Annotated in this window: 26 protein-coding genes; 10 read left to right on the top strand and 16 right to left on the bottom strand. The window is 32.3% G+C overall.

What is annotated here, in order from left to right; all coding sequences use genetic code 11:
- Nucleotide 1 precedes the first annotated feature (1 nt).
- From AC3IPI_RS05800 to hemA, 7 genes are all read right to left on the bottom strand, one after another.
- A complete protein-coding gene (locus AC3IPI_RS05800) occupies nt 2–562 on the bottom strand; it encodes a GNAT family N-acetyltransferase (protein WP_489157718.1) in 561 nt (186 codons plus the stop codon).
- Between the two features lie 10 nt (nt 563–572).
- Complete coding sequence (locus AC3IPI_RS05795; RefSeq protein WP_489157716.1) at nt 573–947, bottom strand: hypothetical protein; 375 nt, start codon at nt 945–947, stop codon at nt 573–575.
- 104 nt (nt 948–1051) lie between these two features.
- On the bottom strand, nt 1052–2077 hold the full coding sequence (gene hemE / locus AC3IPI_RS05790) for a uroporphyrinogen decarboxylase (protein ID WP_489157715.1): 1026 nt from the start codon (nt 2075–2077) through the stop codon (nt 1052–1054).
- 79 nt (nt 2078–2156) lie between these two features.
- A complete protein-coding gene (locus AC3IPI_RS05785; protein ID WP_489157713.1) occupies nt 2157–2831 on the bottom strand; it encodes a uroporphyrinogen-III synthase in 675 nt (224 codons plus the stop codon).
- Nucleotides 2831–3757, bottom strand: a complete 927-nt coding sequence (gene hemC / locus AC3IPI_RS05780) for a hydroxymethylbilane synthase (RefSeq protein ID WP_489157711.1) — start codon at nt 3755–3757, stop codon at nt 2831–2833. The genes AC3IPI_RS05785 and hemC overlap by 1 nt, the downstream gene beginning before the upstream one ends.
- Nucleotides 3758–4164: 407 nt before the next feature.
- Nucleotides 4165–4569 carry a GxxExxY protein gene (locus AC3IPI_RS05775; RefSeq protein WP_489157709.1) on the bottom strand — a complete coding sequence of 135 codons (405 nt, stop codon included), beginning with the start codon at nt 4567–4569 and terminating at the stop codon, nt 4165–4167.
- 203 nt (nt 4570–4772) lie between these two features.
- Nucleotides 4773–6029, bottom strand: a complete 1257-nt coding sequence (hemA, locus tag AC3IPI_RS05770; protein ID WP_489157707.1) for a glutamyl-tRNA reductase — start codon at nt 6027–6029, stop codon at nt 4773–4775.
- 228 nt (nt 6030–6257) lie between these two features.
- On the opposite strand from hemA, the gene AC3IPI_RS05765 reads away from it, so the two are divergent.
- The 7 genes from AC3IPI_RS05765 to AC3IPI_RS05735 all read left to right on the top strand — a co-directional run bounded on the left by AC3IPI_RS05765 (nt 6258) and on the right by AC3IPI_RS05735 (nt 12434).
- On the top strand, nt 6258–7130 hold the full coding sequence (locus AC3IPI_RS05765) for an AraC family transcriptional regulator (RefSeq protein WP_039113478.1): 873 nt from the start codon (nt 6258–6260) through the stop codon (nt 7128–7130).
- A gap of 147 nt (nt 7131–7277) precedes the next feature.
- Nucleotides 7278–8291, top strand: a complete 1014-nt coding sequence (gene hemH / locus AC3IPI_RS05760) for a ferrochelatase (protein ID WP_489157704.1) — start codon at nt 7278–7280, stop codon at nt 8289–8291.
- A gap of 65 nt (nt 8292–8356) precedes the next feature.
- The gene (locus tag AC3IPI_RS05755; RefSeq protein ID WP_409417764.1) at nt 8357–8908 is read left to right on the top strand and encodes a CopD family protein; all 552 of its coding nucleotides are present in this window, start codon (nt 8357–8359) and stop codon (nt 8906–8908) included.
- A 137-nt stretch (nt 8909–9045) separates the two neighbouring features.
- Complete coding sequence (locus tag AC3IPI_RS05750; protein ID WP_323490260.1) at nt 9046–10461, top strand: ATP-binding protein; 1416 nt, start codon at nt 9046–9048, stop codon at nt 10459–10461.
- A gap of 11 nt (nt 10462–10472) precedes the next feature.
- A complete protein-coding gene (locus AC3IPI_RS05745; protein WP_039113472.1) occupies nt 10473–11255 on the top strand; it encodes an enoyl-CoA hydratase/isomerase family protein in 783 nt (260 codons plus the stop codon).
- Nucleotides 11256–11435: 180 nt separating this feature from the next.
- Entirely contained in the window at nt 11436–11837 is a 402-nt protein-coding gene (locus AC3IPI_RS05740) for a hypothetical protein (RefSeq protein ID WP_039118440.1), read from the top strand.
- 66 nt (nt 11838–11903) lie between these two features.
- Nucleotides 11904–12434, top strand: a complete 531-nt coding sequence (locus AC3IPI_RS05735) for a hypothetical protein (protein WP_489157701.1) — start codon at nt 11904–11906, stop codon at nt 12432–12434.
- Nucleotides 12435–12585: 151 nt separating this feature from the next.
- Here AC3IPI_RS05735 and AC3IPI_RS05730 read toward each other — a convergent pair whose 3' ends face one another.
- The 3 genes from AC3IPI_RS05730 to AC3IPI_RS05720 form a co-directional block, all read right to left on the bottom strand.
- On the bottom strand, nt 12586–13239 hold the full coding sequence (locus AC3IPI_RS05730; protein WP_489157699.1) for an HD domain-containing protein: 654 nt from the start codon (nt 13237–13239) through the stop codon (nt 12586–12588).
- A gap of 242 nt (nt 13240–13481) precedes the next feature.
- Nucleotides 13482–14474, bottom strand: a complete 993-nt coding sequence (locus tag AC3IPI_RS05725; RefSeq protein ID WP_039113467.1) for an acyl-ACP desaturase — start codon at nt 14472–14474, stop codon at nt 13482–13484.
- A gap of 10 nt (nt 14475–14484) precedes the next feature.
- A complete protein-coding gene (locus AC3IPI_RS05720) occupies nt 14485–15219 on the bottom strand; it encodes a lysophospholipid acyltransferase family protein (protein ID WP_039113830.1) in 735 nt (244 codons plus the stop codon).
- A gap of 125 nt (nt 15220–15344) precedes the next feature.
- On the opposite strand from AC3IPI_RS05720, the gene AC3IPI_RS05715 reads away from it, so the two are divergent.
- Complete coding sequence (locus tag AC3IPI_RS05715) at nt 15345–15767, top strand: ribonuclease P protein component (protein ID WP_039113829.1); 423 nt, start codon at nt 15345–15347, stop codon at nt 15765–15767.
- A 97-nt stretch (nt 15768–15864) separates the two neighbouring features.
- Entirely contained in the window at nt 15865–17502 is a 1638-nt protein-coding gene (locus tag AC3IPI_RS05710; protein ID WP_489157696.1) for a S41 family peptidase, read from the top strand.
- A 122-nt stretch (nt 17503–17624) separates the two neighbouring features.
- On the opposite strand, the gene AC3IPI_RS05705 is transcribed toward AC3IPI_RS05710, so the two are convergent.
- From AC3IPI_RS05705 to AC3IPI_RS05690, 4 genes are read right to left on the bottom strand one after another with little or no spacing between them, the layout of a single operon-like run.
- Nucleotides 17625–18626: a hypothetical protein gene (locus AC3IPI_RS05705; protein WP_489157694.1), complete on the bottom strand. Its 1002-nt coding sequence runs from the start codon at nt 18624–18626 to the stop codon at nt 17625–17627.
- Nucleotides 18627–18674: 48 nt separating this feature from the next.
- Nucleotides 18675–19601 (bottom strand): alpha/beta hydrolase family protein, encoded by a 927-nt coding sequence (locus AC3IPI_RS05700; RefSeq protein WP_489157692.1) that lies wholly within the window; start codon nt 19599–19601, stop codon nt 18675–18677.
- Between the two features lie 3 nt (nt 19602–19604).
- Nucleotides 19605–20075 (bottom strand): glycine-rich domain-containing protein, encoded by a 471-nt coding sequence (locus tag AC3IPI_RS05695; protein ID WP_489157690.1) that lies wholly within the window; start codon nt 20073–20075, stop codon nt 19605–19607.
- A gap of 57 nt (nt 20076–20132) precedes the next feature.
- Nucleotides 20133–20285 carry a hypothetical protein gene (locus AC3IPI_RS05690; protein WP_489157688.1) on the bottom strand — a complete coding sequence of 51 codons (153 nt, stop codon included), beginning with the start codon at nt 20283–20285 and terminating at the stop codon, nt 20133–20135.
- A gap of 297 nt (nt 20286–20582) precedes the next feature.
- Between AC3IPI_RS05690 and AC3IPI_RS05685 the strand changes: the two genes are divergently transcribed.
- On the top strand, nt 20583–20894 hold the full coding sequence (locus AC3IPI_RS05685; protein WP_489157686.1) for a helix-turn-helix transcriptional regulator: 312 nt from the start codon (nt 20583–20585) through the stop codon (nt 20892–20894).
- On the opposite strand, the gene AC3IPI_RS05680 is transcribed toward AC3IPI_RS05685, so the two are convergent.
- A complete protein-coding gene (locus AC3IPI_RS05680; RefSeq protein WP_489157684.1) occupies nt 20891–21337 on the bottom strand; it encodes a GNAT family N-acetyltransferase in 447 nt (148 codons plus the stop codon). The genes AC3IPI_RS05685 and AC3IPI_RS05680 overlap by 4 nt on opposite strands.
- Before the next feature lie 38 nt (nt 21338–21375).
- Nucleotides 21376–22353: a DUF4837 family protein gene (locus AC3IPI_RS05675; protein ID WP_409417760.1), complete on the bottom strand. Its 978-nt coding sequence runs from the start codon at nt 22351–22353 to the stop codon at nt 21376–21378.
- Nucleotides 22354–22385: the final 32 nt, after the last annotated feature.

Here is a 22385-nt window from a genome sequence, read left to right as displayed (position 1 = left end):
TTTATGAAATTGTTCCTTTATGCAAATTGTAATCTGATTTGAGTAAGCCAAAGTAAACGACATTTTCAAATATGCCATTTCCGTCTATAAATTCGTCTCGTAAAATTCCTTCTTGTTGAAAATTGTGCTTTAACGCAATGCGCTGACTAGCCAAATTAACTTCCGAAGTACATATAAAAACTTTATTCATCAAGAGTTCATTAAAGCAAAAATCAAGTGTATATGAAACGAGTCCTGAAATTATTCCTTTTCCCTGAAAATTTTCATCAATGAAGTATCCTAATTCGCACTTTAAAGTTCGGCTATTAATACTTTTTACACATAAATATCCAATTAAATCACCAGTTTCAATGTTTCGGGCATAAAAGTGATACCCTTCTTTGTTCTTTTCTTTATCTAAGCTAAAGGCAATAAATTTTTGCGTACTTTCTAAATCTAAGCAATGAGATAAAGTTACCGGAAAGGTTTTTTCAATATGCTTTTTATTCTTATCAATTAGTTTATAAAATTCTTCGGGAAGAATATTTTCAATTCTTTCTATTTTCCAATTAATAAGATCCATAAGTTTTGTTTTATTTTCTTGCTGAAGCTATTTTACTAATAATCCCAAACGAAAAAGTCTTGCTTTCTCGCTGAATATATTCGTAAATAGCAATTGCTTTTCCTGAAAAATTATAATTTTCTACAATAGAGAATTTAACTAGAAAATCTCCAAATAACTCTAGTTGATCCCAATCTAAATGACATCGAAGCAAGAGTGTAATTAGATCCTCTTCATTAAGGTTAACCAAAGTTTCTACACTTAAGCCAAAGTTTTTAAGATCATTGTCTATAAGGCTAGTATCCTCTACATTCCAAAACTTAGGTAAAAACACAATAGACATCAATACCTTAAGCGTATTGTCTATTCGTATACTTTCTTCGTCTCTTAATCCCTTGTTTAGCATGTTTTCTTAGTTTTCAGTCGCAGTTTAAAGTTTCAGTTCCAATCGCGGTTTTCAGCCACAATATTGAGAACTGAAAACTGCGACTGAATACTGTAAACTATATACTAATTTCCGTATTCCTTAACCGTGTCAATAAACGCTTTGGCGTGGTCTACAGGAACATTTGGTAAAATTCCGTGACCTAAATTTACGATATATTTGTCTTTTCCGAATTCATCAATCATTTGGTGTACCATTTTTTTGATGGTTGGAATTGGAGAAAATAATCTTGATGGATCAAAATTTCCTTGTAATGTTATGTTTCCTCCAGATAGGTAACGAGCATTTCTAGCCGAACAAGTCCAGTCAACTCCTAACGCCGAAGCACGACTTTGACCCATTTCGCCTAAAGCAAACCAACATCCTTTTCCGAAAACAATTACCGGAGCGTGGTCAGCCAAAGCTTCAACAATCTGGTTCATGTATTTCCATGAAAATTCTTGATAATCAGCAGGTGAAAGCATTCCACCCCAAGAATCAAAAATCTGAACAGCGTCAACTCCTGCTTTTACTTTTTCTTTTAGGTATAAAATAGTTGTATCTGTAATTTTTTGTAACAATGTATGTGCTGCTGCTGGGTTTGAAAAACAAAATCCTTTAGCAGTATCAAAACTTTTAGAACCTTTACCTTCTACAGCATAGCAGAAAATTGTCCAAGGAGAACCTGCAAAACCAATTAAAGGCACCTCATCATTCAGCATTTCCTTTGTTAGCTTAATTGCATCCATAACGTAACCAAGGCTTTCTTGAATGTCCGGAATATAAACTCTCTGAACATCTTGCATGGTACGAATAGGATTTGGCAAAAACGGACCAAAATTCTCTTTCATCAATACTTCAATTCCCATTGCTTGAGGAACTACTAAAATATCCGAGAATAAAATTGCAGCATCTGGAGCAATACGACGAATAGGCTGTACAGTAATTTCTGCAGCTAATTCTGGAGTCTGACAACGAGTGAAAAAATCATATTTATCACGCAAAGCGATAAATTCCGGCAAATATCTTCCTGCCTGACGCATCATCCAAACTGGCGGACGTTGAACTGTTTCTCCTTTAAGTGCTTTTAAAAATAGGTCGTTTTTTAACATGGTTTTTATTTGCTTTAGGCTTTAAGCTTTAGGCTTTAAGCATTTGTTTGTCTATAATTTTTTGCTTTCAGCTTAATGCCTAAAGCTTATTGCAATATTCAGTAATTACGTCTTCAAGCACATCTTCAACAGTTGGTTGATCAGCGATGATGATGTTTTTAGTAATTTTTTCTAAAGCCTCTGCCGTGGTTTCTCCAATACAAAAGCATTTTTCATTTTTAATAGTATTCTCTTTCAGATAACTTTCAATTCCAGATGGACTATAAAACAGGATTCCATCTACAACTGAATTGATTTTTTGAGGTGTTAAAGTAGTTTCATACACATTAATCTCATTCAATTTTACTCCAGCATCTTTTAGTGCCTTTGGCAATGTTTCTCTTCTAAGGTTTCCACTGAAAAATGTATAACTTTCATTGCTATAAATCAAAGTAATTATTTCGGCAAGATCAGCTGCGTAACCTGTATAAGCTACAACATTAAATCCGCTTTCAGATAATAGAATCTTTGTTTTTAAACCAACGCAAAAGACATTTTTACTTTTCAATTCTTCTGATTTTGGATCAGATAAAACGCTATGAACTGCATTCTGACTCGTAAAAATCAGATTTTCATTGATATCCTGAATCTTAAAAGGTTTATTTTGAGTTTCAATGAAATTTGCTTCTACTAAATCAATATTTGCTTTTTGCAATTCTTGTTTCTGAATACTCGAAAGTATTTTTGTAGATAATATTTGAATTGTTTTAGCCATTATTTTTTTAGAGATTCTTTAATCGATTTCATTAATTCAGCCCCACCATTCTTTAGAACCTCTTGTGCCATATTAAAACCTAGTTTTTTCCATTCTTCAATTGGAACAATCTTATCAATTTCGATTTTTATTTTTCCATCCAAAGAAAATAAAACCCCTTGAAAATGAAGCGTATCTTCTTCATCATTATATTTGACTAAAGAACCTATTGGTGCGGTACAACCACCCTCAAGAGTTCTTAAAAACTGGCGTTCGATATAAGTAACAATTTCTGTTTCGATATCATTAAGTTGAGTTAGAGCGTCCAATGCAAAATTGTCATTTTCCATAGCCACAACAACCATTGCACCTTGAGCTGGTGCTGGAATCATCCAATCCAGATTAATATAATTTTCTGGTTTTAAATTGATTCTCTCTAGTCCTGCTGCTGCAAAAACGGCTCCGCTCCAATCGTTATCGTTTAATTTTTGCATGCGTGTATTTACGTTTCCACGTAAATCAACAACTTTATGATTTGGGTATTTGTTTAACCATTGTGCCTGGCGACGTAAACTTCCGGTTGCAATAGTAGCAAACTCGTTTAAGAAATCCAGATTGCCTTTATGAACCAAAATATCTAATGAATTGGCTCTTTCAAGAACAGCTGCCTGAACAATTCCTTTTGGTAAAGCCGTTGGAACATCTTTCATAGAATGCACTGCAATATCTATTTCACCATTAATCATGGCAATATCAAGTGTTTTAGTAAAGATACCTGTGATTCCGAGTTCGTAAAGTGGTTTATCAAGTAATATATCACCTTGCGATTTAACCGCTATAATTTGGGTTTTATATCCTAAATCGTTTAGTTTTTTCTCGACCGTATGCGCTTGCCAAAGAGCTAATTCGCTATCGCGAGTTCCTATTCTTATAATTTTATCTGCCATTTCTGTTTATTAAAACCAAGGTTTCTTGTTTTTTACCATTAAGAAATTAAGGTTCATTAAGCTTGGTGATTATTCTTTTAAGTTAATAAAAATTTATTAATCCTAACTTAAAAATCAGTTCACTATCATTTTTACCATTAAGAAATTAAGGTACATTAAGCTTGGTGAGTATTCTTTTAAGTTAATAAAGATAATCTCTTACCTTAAAATTAGTTCACTATCCTAATTTTACCATTAAGAAATTAAGATTCATCAAGGTTGTTGTTTTAAGTATATCGCTTAATTTTTCTTAATCTCTTAATGGTTTAATTTTTTAAGACAAGACAAAACTTAATTTTTCTTCATCTCTTAATGCTTCAATTTCTTTTAAAACAAAACTTAATTTCTTAATTGTTCAATTTCTTTTTCTAATCTTCTAATCTCGAAAAAAACTCGTTAACCATCGGTTTCATTGATTTTGTTATATTTATAGTATTAAAATTGATTAATAAACCTTGAGGTCTTTGTAATAATTTCATATACGTTAATAATTGTGCTTCGTGAATTGGCAATAAATTTTCTACTGCTTTTAATTCGACAACAATACAGTCATTTACTAGTAAATCTATTCTTAAATCTGACTCAAATTCAAGATTATAATATTCTATTTTAACCGCTAATTGTTGTTTAACATCATAACCATTTTGTTCTAATTCATATTTAAGGCATTGCTCATAAAAACTTTCTAAAAGTCCGGGACCAAGTGCTTTATGAACTTTTATAGCAAAGCCAGTAATTTCATAAGCCAATTGAGTAACCTCCTTTTTTGTCATGGAACAAATTTTATTTCCTCACCATTAAGATATTAAGTTAATGAAGAGTTGCATTTATAACACAGCGCTTAATTTTCTTTATCTCTTAATGATTCATTTATATTAAGACAATACAAAAACTTAATTTTTCTTAATCTCTTAATGGTTCATTTTTTTAAGACTAGACAAAACTTAACTTTTCTTAATCTCTTAATGGTAAAATCTTATTTTGCGCTCACTCCTATTTTAAATACTTTTTCAATCCATTCGATACTTTCATCTACCATAGTATTATCATCTTTAAGGTGATTGGCAAAATGAGTTGTAATTTTCTGGATGATTCTTGCGCTGATAATCTCTGCTTGTTCCTCGTTAAAATCAGCTATTTTTTTACTTTGGAAATCCAATTCTGAATTTTTTATCGCATTCAGTTTTTCTTTCAAAGCATTGATAGTCGGAGCAAATTTTCTTCCTTTAGTCCAGGTTACAAATTCTTCCTTAATTTCTTCAATGATAGCTTCGGCAGCAGGAATATGTTTTTTACGATTCTCTAAAGTTTCGTCTGTAAGTTGCGACAAATAATCCATGTGGATTAAAGTAACTCCTTCCAGTTCTTCTACATTTTCATTTACATTCTTAGGAATCGATAAATCCAGGATCAATAAAGGTTTTTTAAGATTTAGGATTGCTTTATCAACTGTAGGGTTTTGTGCTCCCGTTGCCACAACGACAACATCGGCCTTTTGTAGTTCAAGATGTAACTCTGAATAATCTTTTACAATAAGATTTAATTTTCCAGCAAGTTTTTCGGCTTTATCTTTAGTACGGTTTATCAAAGTGATATGTTCGTTTTTAGTATGTTTTACTAAATTCTCACAAGTATTTCTACCAATTTTTCCAGTACCAAATAACAAGATGTTCTTGTTCCCGATATCTTCAACGTTTTTTATAATATACTGAACCGAAGCAAAAGATACTGAAGTTGCACCTGAACTTATTTCGGTTTCATTTTTTATTTTTTTGCTAGCCTGAATCACTGCGTTTACTAATCTTTCGATAAAAGTATTGGCTAAACCAAATGCTTTTGATTGTGTGAAGCTAGTTTTAATTTGAGCAATAATCTCAAAATCTCCTAAAATCTGACTGTCTAAACCAGTTCCTACTCTAAAAAGATGATTAATTGCTTCTTGATTTTTATATACGAAACCAACTTTCTGAAATTCTTCGATAGAACCATTACTGTTTTCGCAAATTAATTTTATAAGTTGAAAAGGATGTTCTGCAAAACCATATATTTCGGTACGGTTGCATGTAGATGTAACTATTAAACTTTCAATTCCTTCATTCTTGGCTTGTTCCAGCAGGCGCGTTTTTGCATCAGCGTCTAAACTAAACTTACCCCTAATCGCAGCATCGGCCTTTTTATAGCTCAGTCCAACTGAATAAAAATACTGATGTTTCGATACGTTATTATTTTCCATAAATGCCCTTGTCATAAAAGTGCAACAAAATTATCATTATAGTATTTATAAAAGTAACGCTCAAAGTACTTTTTGTGTCGCTATGTGTTTTTTTAATTCTAATTGGTTGTTATTATGCAAAAAACGTTATTTTTGCAGCAAAATCAAGTCATTAGAATTGTTTTATTTAGAGTTATTCTAAATAAGATTTGAGATTAACTTTCATTTTTAGCAAAAAAAAATATCGCTATGAGTTCTCAAGAAATTATAAAAATTGAAGACGACTTTACGCTTATTCGTTTTCAGAATGACAGTTCGGAGTTATTTAATGCCCAGCGAGAGATTGGTAGTGGGCTGATACAGTTTCACTTTGGTATAAAAGGAAAAGCAAAATTCCTATTCAATCAAGGCAGTTATGCATTGGAATTGAAAGAAGAAAAATCGCTACTTTTATACAATCCTCAAAAAGAATTACCTCTCCATTTAGAACTTTCGCCAAATTCATGGGTTATTTCGGTAATCATTTCGATTAAGAAATTTCATGCATTATTCTCAACCGAAGCCGATTACATCACTTTTTTAAGTGCCGATAATAAAGATAAGAAATATTATAACGAAGGAAACATTAGTCCATCGATGGCAATTGTTCTGAGTCAGCTATTTCATTATAATCTACATCCATCAATAAAAAACCTGTATTACAAAGGCAAAGGATACGAGTTATTAAGTTTATATTTTAACAGAACCGAAGATCCGAATGCCGAACAATGTCCGTTTTTAATAGATGAAGACAATGTTTTAAAAATTCGAAAAGCCAAAGAAATTATTATCGCCAATATGGCTGAACCACCAGGTTTACAGGAACTAGCCGATGAAATTGGTTTGAACCTGAAGAAACTAAAAATGGGTTTCAAACAAATTTATGGCGATACTGTTTATGGGTTTCTATTCGACTATAAAATGGATTATGCCCGGAAATTACTTGACAGTGGTTCTTATAATGTAAACGAAGTAGGTTTAAAAATAGGATATAGCACTGGAAGTCATTTTATTGCAGCTTTTAAAAAGAAATTTGCAACAACTCCAAAAAAATATCTGATGTCGATAAATACTAATATTTAAAATCAACATCAATTTTATATATCAAAACATAAATAAAAAATAATATTTATCATATTTCTCAAAAGTTGTATTACATACTTTTGACGAAAATTTAAACAAACAAATGCTTAAAGCCTAAAGCTTAAAGCCTAAAGCAAGAAAATCATAATGAAAGGCGTATTATTAGTAAATCTAGGTTCACCCGAAAGTCCAACTCCAAAAGATGTAAAACCATATTTAGATGAATTTTTAATGGATAAATACGTAATCGACGTTCCGTATTTATTGAGAGCATTATTAGTTCGTGGAATCATTTTAAGAAAAAGACCCGAAGAATCGGCACATGCTTACGAAAAGATTTGGTGGGATGAAGGTTCTCCTCTTGTTGTTCTTTCTGAAAGAATGCAAAAGAAAATACAACCTTTAGTTGATGTACCTGTTGCATTGTCAATGCGTTATGGAAGCATGACAATTGAAAAAGGACTTCAGGAATTACATGAAAAAGGAGTTACCGAAGTATTACTTTTTCCATTATATCCTCAATACGCAATGGCATCGACTTTGACAATTTTGGTTAAAGCTGAAGAAATTCGTAAAAAGAAGTTTCCACAGATGACTTTTACCGATGTTCCTGCCTTTTACAATAAACCAGATTATATTAAAAACCTTGCCGATTCTATTAAAAGAAATCTAGTTGGGTTTGAATATGACCATTTATTATTTTCTTACCACGGAATCCCAGAACGTCATATTCGCAAAACCGATGTAACAAAATCACATTGCAAAATCGATGGTTCATGTTGTAATACGCCATCACCAGCACATGATTTTTGCTACCGTCATCAATGTTATGAAACCACAAGACAGGTCGTGAAGTTATTAGGACTTCCTGCAGATAAATACAGTTTAACTTTCCAATCACGATTGGCTGGAGACAAATGGTTAGAGCCTTACACTGATGTTGAAATCAATAAAATGCCAGCTAAAGGAATCAAAAATTTAGCTGTAGTAACTCCTGCTTTTGTTTCAGATTGTTTAGAAACTTTGGAAGAAATTGCCATGCGCGCCAAAGAAGATTTTCAAGAAAATGGCGGAGAAGAATTCCTAGCTATTCCATGTTTAAATGATGATGATGAGTGGTGTGTAACGGTAAGCAACTGGATTAAAGATTGGGCTAAATAGAAAATAGAGTAAAGAAAAAAGATTTTATACTGGACGCAAGTTGTGGCCAAAATTATAAATATATAATGGAATACTATAACTACTTAAAGTCATTACACCTCATCTTTGTAATCACTTGGTTTGCTGGATTGTTTTATATTGTTCGATTATTTGTTTACCAAATCGAAGCCAATGACAAACCATCGCCAGAAAAAGAGATTTTGCAAAAGCAATACAAGATAATGACGTATCGTTTATGGTATATTATTACCTGGCCATCGGCAGTTTTAGCAAGCATTTTTGCTTTCTGGATGTTATTTTTTACCGATTTAGGTAAATCATGGTTACAAATGCCCTGGATGCACGTAAAACTTTGCTTTGTATTTTTATTATATTTATATCACGGAAAGTGCCATCAGATATTTAAGCAATTGCAAAATGACGAAGTAAAACACACTAATAATTTCATGCGTTTGTGGAATGAAGGAGCAACGATAATCTTGTTTTCTGTAGTGTTTTTGGTTGTTTTAAAAAATGCTGTAAACTGGATTTATGGTGTAATCGGGATTATATTATTCTCGGTTTTAATCATGCTGGGATTTCAATTTTATAAAAGAATACGAGAGAAAAATAAATAGTCTTCAGTACTAGTCGCAGTTTCCAGTTTAGCACTGAGACTTAAAACTGCGACTGGAACTCAAAACTAAATACTAAAAAAATGTTCAAGAACTTCAAAATGTCGATGCTTTCGTTGCGTGTAAGGATATTCCTTTCGATGATTGTATTGATTGTTGTTGCTTCTGTTTTACTGGCTTCGATTTCGATTATTCAATTTAAGAATGAGGCCAAAGAATATCATCAAGAGCGTTTAGAGCGAAAAGAAAATGCAGTAAAAGAACACATCAATTATGTTTTGGCAACTACAACTTATCCTTTAAAAACTGCCAATTTGGATTTGATTTTTAAAGATAAAATTCATGAATTAGCACAAATTCATAATATCGAAATCAACATTTATAGTCTTAAAGGGCAACTTTTAAAATCATCCAAAGAATCATTTGCTGTTGATAAAGTTTCGCCGCCAATCCCTGAATACATTTTAAAACTAGTGCGTTCTTCTATAGAAAAGCGCTTTGTCGATATAAAAACTCAAGATGGTGTAAAAAACCGTTCTTCATATAGTTTAATAAAAGACGAAAAATTCAAACCGCTCGGAATTTTGAACTTACCATATATTGAAGATGATGGGTATTATGAAAATGAGCTCAATACTTTCCTTATCCGTTTAGGTCAGGTTTATTCATTTATGCTTATTGTAGCATTTGCACTGGCTTATTTCCTATCAACCTACATCACCAAATCATTAAAAACCATTTCGGATAAGTTGAGTGAGACCAACCTGAACCAGAAAAACGAAATGATTGTTTTAGAGGCCAGCAGTAAGGAGATTAACTTCCTAATCAAGTCTTACAACGGAATGGTGGAAAAACTCGAGAAAAGCGCCATAAAACTAGCTCAAAGCGAACGTGAGGAAGCTTGGCGCGAAATGGCGAAACAAGTAGCGCATGAAATTAAAAATCCGCTTACGCCAATGCGTTTGACAGTACAAAGTTTCCAAAGAAAATTTGACCCAACGGCTCCTGATGTTAAGCAAAAACTGAATGATTACTCCGAAACATTAATTCAGCAAATAGATACCATGACAGCTGTGGCTTCGGCATTTTCAAATTTTGCTTCGATGCCTGCACAACAAAACGAAACATTAAATGTGGTGGAAGTGGTTGAACTTTCGCTAGATATCTTTAATGAAGAATATATTGTTTTCCAAAGTGAAGAGGAAGAGATTATTTCGAAAATGGATAGAACACAACTTATCCGAATCATTACCAATCTGGTTAAAAATGCTACACAAGCCATTCCAGAAATCCAACATTATAAATCGATTTTGGTTACTGTAAAAAGACAAGGCGACAATGTTGAAATTACTGTAACAGACAACGGAATAGGAATACAAAAACAAGATGTTGACCGCGTTTTTGAACCAAAGTTTACCACAAAGAATAGCGGAATGGGTCTTGGTCTCGGAATTATAAAAAACATTATCGAAAATTATAAAGGAACAATTACCTTTGAAACAGAATACGGAAAAGGAACCACATTTACGGTTACATTACCAATTACAAACTCATAAATAACAGTATCATGAACTACGAAAATATACTAGTCTCAATCGAAGAGAAAATTGCAACCGTTACAATTAATCGCCCTACGAAGCTTAATGCTTTGAATAAAACAACGATTAATGATTTGCAAAAAGCATTTAAATTATTGGCAAAAAACAATGACATTCGTGTGATTGTATTAACTGGAAGCGGAGAAAAAGCATTTGTAGCCGGAGCTGATATTTCAGAATTTGCTAATTATTCTATCGAAGAAGGAACAGCTTTGGCAGCAGAAGGTCAGGAGAAATTATTTGATTTTATCGAAAATTTAAAGAAACCAGTTATTGCAGCCGTAAATGGTTTTGCTCTTGGTGGCGGATTAGAACTGGCAATGGCTTGTCATTTCCGAATTGCTTCTGATAATGCAAAAATGGGATTACCAGAAGTTTCTCTAGGACTTATTCCTGGATATGGAGGAACACAACGTTTACCTCAACTTATTGGTAAAGGTCGTGCTATGGAAATGATTATGACTGCAGGAATGCTTAACGCTGAAGAAGCTAAACAATACGGATTAGTAAATCACGTAGTACCTCAGGCTGAACTTATTGCTTATTGCAACGGTATTGCAGAAAAGATAATCAAGAATGCTCCATACGCTATTTCTAAAGCGATTAAAGCTATAAATGCTAATTATAAAGATGGCAAAAATGGTTTTGAAACTGAAATAAAATCTTTTGGTAAATGCTTTGGAACTAAAGATTTCATCGAAGGAACTACAGCATTCTTAGAAAAAAGGAAAGCTGAGTTTACAGGGAAATAAAGGTTTTTTAACCGCAAAGAGCGCAAAGTTATACGCAAAGAACACTAAGGAAAATCTAAACAAAGCTTTGCGAACTTTGCGTATAACTTTGCGCTCTTTGCGGTAAAATCAAGACTCCTACAAATCTTAGCGGTTGAGTCATTAAACCGTTAAAACAATAAATAATATTAAAACAATATCATGTCTTACGAACCTATATTAAAAGAGTTTTGGCAAAAAGTAAAAGAAAGTATCCAGAGCGGAACTTTTGCTAAACTTACATTGGCTAAAACCATTGGTGACACCGAAATAAAAAACATCTATTTCCGTCTTGTCATCAACGAAGACAACACTTACGGTGTTTCTCTTACGGCACGTTATAAAACAGAAGAAATAGAAAGTTTCCATACTCTTGATGAAGCTTTTATTGTTCTGACTCCTTACATCAAGAATCCATTTTTAACGGCTTTATTGTTTACAACCGATGCTGATATTACTTTTAAAGTAAATAAAAAGAATGTAGGAAGTATTATCGAACAAGCTCCGACTTTTAAAAATGCATCTCCAGTAATGCTTGAGATGATAGAAAAAGGTATTATATAATCAAAGAAGCACTGCGGTGCGCCTCTACTAATCATTCATAACCAAAACCACCAAGAAATATTCCAAATGAAAACTACAGTAACATCTTTATTTTTAATAGCTACACTTTTTATGAGTACAGCTATTTTCTCTCAAAGCACTTTTAAAGAGTATAAAGCAGGACACACTTTTGATATCAGTTTGCCTGATTATATGAGCAAAACTGCTGATTTAAACAGCTCTGCTGCCATACAGTATAAAAACGTTGTAAAAGATATTTATGGAGTTGTCATTTTTGATACTAAAGAAGAGTTGAAACTTCTTGAAATGAACTACACCTCTACTAACGAATTTTACGAGGATTTCATTAAAGACTTTCTAAAAGATGAAGAAAAAAGAAATGTATCAAAACCAAAATCGACAAAAAAAGGAGAGATCAGTTTTATCGAATGTGATGCAAGTTATTTTGACAAAGAAATCAATAATAGCATTTACTACTTTGTTGGGATTGTAGAAACAAAAACCGCTTTTTACAAAGTTTTATCCTGGTGCTCTATGGAGAACAAAGACAAGTATAAAGCAGATTTCCAAAAAATACTTTATAGCTTAAAAGACTAAAAAAAAGAGCCTAAGTTTTATACATAAACTTAGGCTCTTTTTTTTAAAAGGCTTCGACTCCGCTCAACCTGACAAACTAAACTCTTCTTACTGATTACTTTTCAGAGTTTACATTTCACTAAAAACTGAATACTGAGACTGAATACTAATACTACTTCACTCCTTCCCACTCAGCATAAAACTGCGAAAGGAATGTTTCCATAAAACGATGTCTTTCGGCAGCAATTTCCTTTCCTGTTTCGGTATTCATTTTATCTTTTAGCAGCAATAATTTCTCATAAAAATGATTAATTGTTGGTGCATTATTCTTTTTATATTCTTCCTTAGTCATATTGGTAATCGGAGCAATATTAGGATCATAGATAGTTCTATCCTTGAACCCTCCGTAATGAAACGCTCTTGCAACACCTATTGCACCAATAGCATCTAAACGGTCTGCATCTTGTACGATATCTAATTCTGTCGAATTAAATTTCTTTTCAAAATTGCCTCCTTTGTATGATATGTTTTCTATAATACTTACAACATGCGCTATAATCTCTTCCGAAACATTTTCTGACTCTAAAAACAATCTTGCTGTTCTTGGTCCAATAGTTTCATCTCCGTTATGAAACTTACTATCGGCAATATCATGTAGCAAAGCACCTAATTTTACCACTGTAACATCACAAGGTGTGTTATTAGCGATTAAAAGTGCATTTTTATACACTCGCTCAATATGAAACCAATCATGCCCTCCTTCGGCATCATTTAGTTTTTCTTTTACAAAAGTGATTGTTTTACTTATTATCTCAGAATTATTCATATTCATGTATTTAATTAGTGCTTCTCTGCAAGACTAAAAATAGTATACAGATTTTGCAGATTAACAGGATTTAAATAAAAAAATTACCTCTAAATCCTTATTTTAAATAAAAAATGTTGATTGTCAAAGTCTTGAAAACCTTAACAATCAACATAAATATTTATATTTTTTCAAAGTTCAGCTTCAAAATAGAAATTCAATTTAAAATCCTAAATCTAAACTCAAAATCAGAAATTTAAAATTTAAAGTCTTGCAGGCTCTACCCATTTAAAGATATGTGATTCTTGAGGAATAACTAATCTTTCGGATATTTTTGCCATTCTTCCTGGTAATTTCATCAAGTAATCACGCGCTTTTTCAGCTTCATCTGTAAGACCACCAATTTTGTCAATTTCCCATTTGTCAATTAACTTTTGCATGATATCTACATAATCGCTAGCAGTGTAAACACCAATACGTTGTGCTGAATCAGAAAATTGCTCAAAAGCAGAACTTATTTTTTGCCCTGATTCTCTAAGGAAATGCGCTGGCATAACGATTTTTTGCTTCATCATGTATTGAAAAGCAAGCATCATTTCGCTAGGATCAACTTGAAAAATACGAGTAACAAATTCGCTATATGCATGATGATGGCGCATTTCGTCACCAGCAATCATTTTACACATTTTAGACAATTTGTTATCGCCATATTTCTTAGCCATTTGTGCTACTCTGTTATGAGAAACATACGTTGCAAGCTCTTGAAAACTAGTGTACACAAAGTTTTTGTATGGATCACTTCCTGTTCCGATATCAAAACCATCATTGATTAAATGTTGTGTAGTCATTTCTATTTCGCGCATATTTACACGACCAGACAAATACAAGTATTTGTTTAGCAAATCACCGTGACGGTTTTCTTCACCAGTCCACTGTCTGATCCATTTAGACCAACCGTTTCCACCATTTTCAACCTGATTAATACCTTCTACATCCATTAACCAAGATTCATATGTTGGTAAAGCTTCTTCGGTAATTGTATCACCTACTAAAGTTACCCAGAAATCGTATGGTAATTCTTTTGCTATTTCGCGTAGTTCTTTTACCTCTTCAAAAAAAGTATCTTTTTCAGAATTGGGTAAAAAATCTGACGGCTGCCAAATCTTTTCAACAGGTATTAAATACTGTTCAACGAAGCTGTCTACGTTTTTCTCTAAAAACTGCATCACTTCTAATCGAATGTTCTTTATAGACATTTTATATAATTTAAATTTTAACTCCTTCTACTACAGCCTTTTCCGACTTTTCCATTATCGTTGTAAAATCGTAATCCTTCACCGCTAACGGTTTATGGATGGTAAAGGTAAGATGATTTCCTAAACCCACAGGAAAAAAGCCGAATTTTACCATTTTCCATGAGTTATTAATACTAACAGGTACAACATATGCAGATGGTGCATATTTGCATAATATCTTCAAACCGTTTTGAGCAAATTCCTTTGGTTTTCCAGTTTTACTTCGAGTGCCTTCGGGGAAGATTACGGCAGCACGATTATTTTTTTCAATATATTCAGACAATCCTTTAATAGCAGGAATGGCTTGTTTAGGATCTTTACGGTCAATTAGGACGGAACCTCCATGACGTAAATTATAAGATACACTTGGTATTCCTGAACCTAACTCTTTCTTACTTACAAATTTACAATGAAAACGACGTAAATACCAAATCATTGCCACAATATCGTACATGCTTTGATGATTTGAAACAAAAATAATAGGAACTCCAGTTGGAATTAATTCTCTGTTTTCAAATTTATACGTTGTACCAACTAGGTTTGTACATCTAACCAAAAAGAAATTAAGGTAATCTACACTTTTTTTATGTGCTTGGTAACCAAAAACATTAAAACAAACCCATTGAATTGGATGGAAAATTGCTAAACAAAATCCAAAACACAAATAATAAATAACGGAAATGGGGTACGAAATTAGTTTTTGCATGCTTAAAAAATTAGCTGCAAAAGTAATAAATATATTTTTAGCTCTAATTAAATCGCAAATAATAATAGGTTTGTTGTTAAATTGTACCTTTGTTGCATAATCCACAGTTTTTTCAAAATCAAAAAATGAGCTTTACTTACCCAAAAAACGAACGACTAAAAAGCAAAACAATAATTGGACTACTATTTTCTGAAGGAAAATCGGTGTCTAAATATCCGTTGCGATTGGTTTATTATTCTGGTGATATAAAGCAAGATGAGAAAATAAAAATGGGTGTTTCGACGTCTAAAAAATATTTTAAAAAAGCTGTTGATCGTAATTACTTCAAACGCGTTTTGCGCGAAACTTATCGTTTAAACAAGCATATCTTACTTGACAATTTAGACAAGCCTTATTCGTTTATGTTCTTTTATCAAACAAAAGACAGACTGTCTTATGAAGAAATCAATACTAAAACGATTCAATTGTTTGAAAAATTTGTGCTTCAGATAAACCCAAAACCTATTCCTGAAACTGAAACGGACGTACAAAACGATTCGATTCAATAGATTTTACCACTCAAAAACGTGTTTCGGTATAGACTCTCGTTAATGTTGCTGAATTATTCTTATTTTAGTACTCTGAAATTTAAGATAAATCACAAACATGGTCGCGTTTTTCAAAAAAAAATTTATAATCCCTATTGTTGCAGCTGGTTTTTTGTTCGTTGGAACTAGTTTTAAAGACGACTTCTTCGAAATCGCAAAGCAAATAGAAATCTTTACAACTTTATTTAAAGCTGTAAACACTAATTATGTGGACGAAACCAATCCTGGTGATTTAATGGATAAAGCCATTAAAAGCATGTTGGCTAGTTTAGATCCCTATACTGTTTACTTTAATGAACAAGATGTTTTAAATTTTAAAATCAACAATACGGGAGAATATACTGGTATTGGCGCGCTCATTACCCGAAAGGCAGACCGATTGATTATTAAAGAACAATACAAAGATTATCCTGCCGATAAAGCCGGACTTAAAGCTGGTGACGAAATCATCCAGATTGGTGATGTGTTGATTGCCGATTTTAAGGATGATGCTTCGCAATTGCTAAAAGGTGCTAAAAACACTAAGATCGCTATTAAATATCTTCGCCAGGGAAAAACGAATACTACGGATATCGTTTTGGATGAAGTAGACATTAAGTCTGTTCCATTTTTCGGAATGATTGATGCTAAAACGGGTTATATTGTTTTGGCACATTTTAGCCGTAAAGCTTCTGCCGAAACTCAAGCCGCATTAGAACAACTTAAACGCGATGGAGCAACTCAGATAGTTTTGGATTTAAGAGGAAATCCAGGTGGACTTCTTAATGAAGCTGTAAACATTTGTAATCTTTTTGTACCAAAGAATGAAGTTATTGTAACAACAAAATCTAGAATCGAAAAGCATAACAACACTTATAAAACTACTAAAGAACCTATCGACACACAAATCCCATTGGCTATTTTGGTTAACGGAAGAAGTGCTTCGGCATCTGAAATTGTATCGGGAGCTTTGCAGGATTTAGATCGTGCCGTGGTTTTAGGAAGTCGTAGTTTTGGTAAAGGTTTGGTACAACGTTCTGTTGATCTTACTTACGGAACTCAACTAAAAGTAACAATTTCTCGCTATTATACTCCTTCCGGAAGATGCATTCAGGCACTGGATTATGCACATAAAGACAAAAATGGTGTGGCTACAAAAACTGATGCTAAAAACTTTAATGCTTTTAAAACCAGAAAAGGAAGAACTGTTTATGATGGCGGTGGGGTTATGCCTGATATCGAATTAGACGAAACTAAATTGAGTGCAATTACTAATGCGTTGCTTAAAAACGATGGTATTTTTGACTATGCTACTAGTTATTACTATAAGAATCCAAATCTTGGAACTCAAATTCCGACAATAACTGATGCTGATTATAATAGCTTCAAACAGTTTTTGAAAACTAACAAAATTACTTTTGATACTGAAACTGAAGTGGCTTTAAAAAACACTTTGGCTGCAGCCAAAAAAGAAAAAATAGACGAGACTATTACTTCTGAATATCAGCAATTACTTAATGCTCTGGAGAAAAGCGAAACTACTTTACTTGACAAGAACCAAAAAGAAATCAAAAATCTGATTTTGGAAGAATTAATAAAAAGATACCAATATCAAGAAGGTTTGTATCAATATTATCTTAAAAACAACTCAGAGATTAAAAAGGCGGTTGGAGTTTTAAATAACCAAACGGAATATAAATCTATCTTAAAAATGTAATTGAATAAAGATTGGTTTTATAAAAAAATGCCAAAAGGAATATTTTTTCTTTTGGCATTTTTTTATAAAAGTACAAGTCTATGAGCTAATGTTAATTACTATCAACTAGCTAATTTACAAAACTATAAAGTGAGCCAATTAACTACGTCTTTAAACACTTCATCCCAATGATAACTATCTTCTAAAGGGTTTCCATTAGTATCAAATTCTTTCTTTTCATAATTATGACCGTAATTAGAATATGCTTTGAGTTTAATATTGCTTTTAGGTAATAAAAAAGGTAGTAAATCATTGTGTACTGAACCAATATCAGCAGATCCATACACAACCATTATAGGTTTTTTAAATCTCCGTAGGCTTTCATAACTCATGTTTTCGTTATAACTCAGCCAGTTATTAAAATCTATGTCATCCTTAAACGTTATTCTATTTGCTGGAATGTTTTTATAATCATCGATTAAATTATCAATTTCTAATTGAGAAGCTTCATCATTATTTGTTCCGAAACCTTTAACTCTCTCTCGCAAAATACTTTCGGTTACTCTATTAAAAGGATCTGCGGACATACAAACTAGTTTTGCAATTTTTGTATCGGTCTCTGCTAGTTTACAAGCCACTCTATAACCTTCTGAATGCCCTATAACAAAGATTGAATCTTTTTTAAACCTTTTATCGTTGTATAAATAGTTTATAACAGCTTGTACCTGACTAACTCTATACCCTAGATTATTATTTTTGATATATTCTTGGGGTACTTTTCCATTTTCATCAACATAACCGTTTGCGTCTCTATCATAAGTGCCCATTATAGGAATTCCTTTTCTGGCAATAATGACAAAATTAAATTTTTCGGAATACCCTTTAATACTAAACGGAATTAAGGAATTCGTTACCTCCTGATCATAAAAAATCACTGGTAAAGGCAGCGAACCCTGAACAAATAAAATGGTTGGTTTTGGTACTTTAGATTCACTTTTAGACATTAAAAACACAATTGTATCCTTCTTTGTCTTTAGAGTTATTTTATCAAATCCTGCTTTTTGCAAATGGAAATCTTCTCCATTTTGTGCATTCATAACAAAACACGAGAATGAAGCTATTATAAAATACCTAAAGATGTTCATTTATTAAATTTTAAATTGTTTCTATATTCTTACAGGAACAAAAGTATTCTATAAATATCTCTTTAACCAATCGGCTATCTGATTTAACAAATTATCGTTCACAATTTCTAAATCATGTCCTTCATTTTCATAAACTAGTAAGCGCGTAGTATATTCTTTTGAGTTTAATTTGGAATAAAAAGCAAAGGCATTACTAATATCAACTTTTACATCTTTATTACCCTGAATAATAAAATGGGATACTTTTTTATTCTGGATAGAATCTATTGCCAGTAAACTAGAGCGGGTTTTTAAGGCTGCAACAGAATCTTTGGCGTAACCAGGAATTCTTTCTCTATAAACCCCAAACATCTCTGGACGTTTTGTTTCGATTAAATCAGCCTGTCCTGCAATTACTATATTGGTTTTTATACGATTAGTCTTTTTTAGCATCAAGAAATTAGTCATAACGCCACGACTCCATCCAAAAACACCAATCCTGTTTTTGTCGGCATTTGGTAATTGATCTATAATATCAAAAAGGCTTAAGACATCATTTACATCTTTACCACCAAATTCGTCTACGCCTTCACTTACTGAAGTTCCACGGAGTTGAGAACCAATAACAATATAACCTTCATTGGCAATTTTGCTAAGAAACTCCGTTAAAAAAACAGAATTAACTGCACCAAAATTACCGTTACCACCGCGATTGTATATTAAAACGGGATAGTTCCCTTTCTTTTTAGGTTCTATTAAAAAACCTCTAAGTTTTAGGTTGTCAAAAGACTTGTAATGAATACTGCGGAAATTTAAAGAATCAAGAAATTGGTATTCTTTTTTTAAAACTATCTTTTCATTTATCTTTTCCGAAATAACTGGATTAAAAGGGTAATCCGTAATTTTTCGGTTCTCTAATGTGAAACTAGATTTTGATGTTTGTGCAAAACTGAAATTGAATAAAAACAGCAATAACAAAAGAATAACTTTCTTCATATTTTATTTAGTAATTGACTTCATGTATGTACCAGTATATTTATCTGCAAATTCTACATACCATTTGTTTAATGTTTCTTCGCCTAAATTATCATAAATAAGCTCATATTGTTTCTTTAAAGCTATTTTATAATCCTTTAGACTTTTCTCAATATCCTTATTCCACTCTTCGTTTTCTTTTCTGGTTTTTGGCTGATGATGAATATATTGTCCGAAATAAGTTTGACAAAACTCATTATAATCTTTTGTAAAAAGAATAAAATTATGCCACATTTCGTCCATTATAGCTATAGAGTCATCACTAATAAAATTAAAATTTACATTAGAGCATAACCAAAGCCATTTTTTTGTTTCCTGAAAAATGCTAACTGCTTCTGATTCTTCTATTTTATAAAACTTTAAAAATCTATCTACAACATCTTCATTCTTATAATTGAGTACATTACTCAAACTTTCTTCCATACTTTTTTGCATTGCTTGAAAAATTTAAAAAAAGGAGGCAATGTAAAACATTAACCTCCTTTTGTATTATTAAACTGCTGTTACAACACCTGTACAATCTCTACTAGCTGTACAAGCCCCAGAAGAATTACCTCCTCCAACAATTTTCTCTAAACGCTCAAACTTTTTATCTAATAAATCATTGATTGTTTTTTTCTTTTTGTCTTCGTTAATTTTTTTCATCGTTTTTAATTTTTACGGTTAGATTTAAATTTTGTACTAATCTGCATTAAGCATTTCTTATCTCTTTTGCCTGTCGACTGGGCTATCCGAGATTTGAAATGATAACAAGTTAGTTTTTCAAAAATAGACGCTAATGAAAATAATCCTTATGCATTTTTATGCGAATTATGTAAAGCTTAAAGGATTCACGCGTATAAAAAGCTTGTATAATTAACTAAAACTTTCAAAATATCATTAAAAGTGGGTATTGTTCTAAAAAAAATATTTCCTCATTTTTGCAGCAAACTAAAAAGAAAAATGACCAAAAAGAAACTGCTACAAGTAAGATTAAACAAGGGATTCTCTCAGGAAAAACTAGCAGATTTAATTGGCATGACACAATCTAATTACAGCCGAAGAGAAAATGGACGCAAAAACATTTCGGAGGTAGAATGGCTAAAAATAGCTAAAGTTTTGGGTGTAGAAAAAGAAACTATTTATGAGCCTAATGGCGATAATAGCAGTATAATCGATCAGTTTAATATCCCCGATTCTATTTTTAAGCAACTTGAGTTGCTAAGAACAGAAAACAGGGCACTTAAAGAAAAATTAAAAGCTCTTACAAACTAGTTTTTTATCATCTCTATATGCGGAATATCATCTTCCAAATACATTTCGCTGGTTTGTACAAAACCATGGCTTTCGTAGAATTTTTTCAGATATAACTGTGCTCCAATAGTAATATCGGTTTTATTAAAATGGGTTTTAATTCCTGCAATTGCTTCAGTCATTAAATCATGTCCCCATTTTTTATCGCGATAATCCGGGCTTACTACAACTCTTCCTATCGAGGCGTTATCAAAACTAATTCCGGCATCAAAAAGACGTGCATGAGCCACAATTTTGCCTTCATATTCGCCTATTAGGTGTAAAGCAAGTTTGTCTTTCCCATCTAGATCTAAATAAACACAGTTTTGCTCTAATACAAAGACTTCACTTCGTAATTTGAGGGTATCGTATAGTTCGTGAACAGTTAATGCCTCAAAAGGCTTAATTTTCCAATTTGGTTTCATGTTGTAATAGTATAATCTGATTTTATTTTAAAAGAGTATTATCGCTTATTGATTCTAACCGATTTTATAATGGCTTCTAGTTCCAACATCGAATCTCGCTCTTCATTGGATGGAGAATAACAAAATCCCTCGAGTACGAGTATTCGGTTATAGGCTTTATCAATAATTGCATAATTAATAAAAGGTCCTGTCATGAAATCATTTCTTAAATCCCAAGTACCTTTGGTTTCATAAGTAGTTTTTCCGTCTAGGGTGATTTTAGAGAAATAAGGCGCGTAGGCTTCTTCGGTAATCATTTGAGTATTGGGTTCACGACCTTTTATATACCTTCCTACTGAATCCCGCATTTTTACGATGTTGCCAACAATATCGGAGTTCTTGGTAATACTTGTTATTGGAACCTGGTAAATAAGTAAACTGGTACTACCGCTTACCATTTCTTTTTTTAGCCAAAGAAAGTTACGTTTATGCAATGCATATTCATATCCTGTGGGAACATCTAACTTTATATGAAACTTATTGTTGAGAATTGCACCATCTAACAGTGATTTACTGTTGTTTTTTTGGCATTCGGCTATTTCGGTTTCCCTAATTATTCGAATTATCTGAGGTGTGTGTATTTCAAACGCTTCTATAATATCCGAAACTGATTTTCCTGATATACGAAATACATTTTGTGGTGATGTATAAACGTTTTTAGTGATTTCGAACTTACTTGTATTCGATTTTTTAACTACAATAATATTTCGCCCATCGGTCATGAAACCTTCTAGTAGTTTGGCTGGATATTGATTTATGGTAAATAATGGTTCTTCCTGAACAAGACCTACAACTGGTGAAGCAAATTTATTCCTGATGCTATCCCCCACTTCTCCGTACCACAACTGATCATCTATAATAATCGAGATTGTGTTTATTTTACTGCTATCGTTGTGCTGATGTATTTTCTCATTCTTTTTTAGACATGAGAAAAACAAAAACGGAAGTATTAGCAATAAAAAATGGGTTTTATTCATCTTTAATTTTTAGTTAAGTTATGAAATAAAAC

The sequence above is a fragment of the Flavobacterium sp. GL_143 genome, assembly GCF_057834355.1.
The sequence above is the reverse complement of the archived record's forward strand: the minus strand, read 5'-3'. Positions and strand labels throughout refer to the sequence as shown.

Excerpts from the sequence above, each read along its gene's own strand:
- AC3IPI_RS05695 (WP_489157690.1), bottom strand. The coding sequence starts at position 20,075 with ATGCAAAAAAGTATGGAAGAAAGTTTGAGTAATGTACTCAATTATAAG.
- AC3IPI_RS05755 (WP_409417764.1), top strand. The coding sequence starts at position 8,357 with ATGGAATACTATAACTACTTAAAGTCATTACACCTCATCTTTGTAATC.
- hemA (WP_489157707.1), bottom strand. The coding sequence starts at position 6,029 with ATGGAAAATAATAACGTATCGAAACATCAGTATTTTTATTCAGTTGGA.
- AC3IPI_RS05705 (WP_489157694.1), bottom strand. The coding sequence starts at position 18,626 with ATGAACATCTTTAGGTATTTTATAATAGCTTCATTCTCGTGTTTTGTT.
- hemE (WP_489157715.1), bottom strand. The coding sequence starts at position 2,077 with ATGTTAAAAAACGACCTATTTTTAAAAGCACTTAAAGGAGAAACAGTT.
- AC3IPI_RS05750 (WP_323490260.1), top strand. The coding sequence starts at position 9,046 with ATGATTGTATTGATTGTTGTTGCTTCTGTTTTACTGGCTTCGATTTCG.
- AC3IPI_RS05685 (WP_489157686.1), top strand. The coding sequence starts at position 20,583 with ATGACCAAAAAGAAACTGCTACAAGTAAGATTAAACAAGGGATTCTCT.
- AC3IPI_RS05715 (WP_039113829.1), top strand. The coding sequence starts at position 15,345 with ATGAGCTTTACTTACCCAAAAAACGAACGACTAAAAAGCAAAACAATA.
- AC3IPI_RS05765 (WP_039113478.1), top strand. The coding sequence starts at position 6,258 with ATGAGTTCTCAAGAAATTATAAAAATTGAAGACGACTTTACGCTTATT.
- AC3IPI_RS05785 (WP_489157713.1), bottom strand. The coding sequence starts at position 2,831 with ATGGCTAAAACAATTCAAATATTATCTACAAAAATACTTTCGAGTATT.
- AC3IPI_RS05775 (WP_489157709.1), bottom strand. The coding sequence starts at position 4,569 with ATGACAAAAAAGGAGGTTACTCAATTGGCTTATGAAATTACTGGCTTT.
- AC3IPI_RS05690 (WP_489157688.1), bottom strand. The coding sequence starts at position 20,285 with ATGAAAAAAATTAACGAAGACAAAAAGAAAAAAACAATCAATGATTTA.
- AC3IPI_RS05795 (WP_489157716.1), bottom strand. The coding sequence starts at position 947 with ATGCTAAACAAGGGATTAAGAGACGAAGAAAGTATACGAATAGACAAT.
- hemH (WP_489157704.1), top strand. The coding sequence starts at position 7,278 with ATGAAAGGCGTATTATTAGTAAATCTAGGTTCACCCGAAAGTCCAACT.
- AC3IPI_RS05680 (WP_489157684.1), bottom strand. The coding sequence starts at position 21,337 with ATGAAACCAAATTGGAAAATTAAGCCTTTTGAGGCATTAACTGTTCAC.
- AC3IPI_RS05740 (WP_039118440.1), top strand. The coding sequence starts at position 11,436 with ATGTCTTACGAACCTATATTAAAAGAGTTTTGGCAAAAAGTAAAAGAA.
- AC3IPI_RS05800 (WP_489157718.1), bottom strand. The coding sequence starts at position 562 with ATGGATCTTATTAATTGGAAAATAGAAAGAATTGAAAATATTCTTCCC.
- AC3IPI_RS05710 (WP_489157696.1), top strand. The coding sequence starts at position 15,865 with ATGGTCGCGTTTTTCAAAAAAAAATTTATAATCCCTATTGTTGCAGCT.
- AC3IPI_RS05675 (WP_409417760.1), bottom strand. The coding sequence starts at position 22,353 with ATGAATAAAACCCATTTTTTATTGCTAATACTTCCGTTTTTGTTTTTC.
- AC3IPI_RS05735 (WP_489157701.1), top strand. The coding sequence starts at position 11,904 with ATGAAAACTACAGTAACATCTTTATTTTTAATAGCTACACTTTTTATG.
- AC3IPI_RS05745 (WP_039113472.1), top strand. The coding sequence starts at position 10,473 with ATGAACTACGAAAATATACTAGTCTCAATCGAAGAGAAAATTGCAACC.
- AC3IPI_RS05700 (WP_489157692.1), bottom strand. The coding sequence starts at position 19,601 with ATGAAGAAAGTTATTCTTTTGTTATTGCTGTTTTTATTCAATTTCAGT.
- AC3IPI_RS05730 (WP_489157699.1), bottom strand. The coding sequence starts at position 13,239 with ATGAATAATTCTGAGATAATAAGTAAAACAATCACTTTTGTAAAAGAA.
- hemC (WP_489157711.1), bottom strand. The coding sequence starts at position 3,757 with ATGGCAGATAAAATTATAAGAATAGGAACTCGCGATAGCGAATTAGCT.
- AC3IPI_RS05725 (WP_039113467.1), bottom strand. The coding sequence starts at position 14,474 with ATGTCTATAAAGAACATTCGATTAGAAGTGATGCAGTTTTTAGAGAAA.
- AC3IPI_RS05720 (WP_039113830.1), bottom strand. The coding sequence starts at position 15,219 with ATGCAAAAACTAATTTCGTACCCCATTTCCGTTATTTATTATTTGTGT.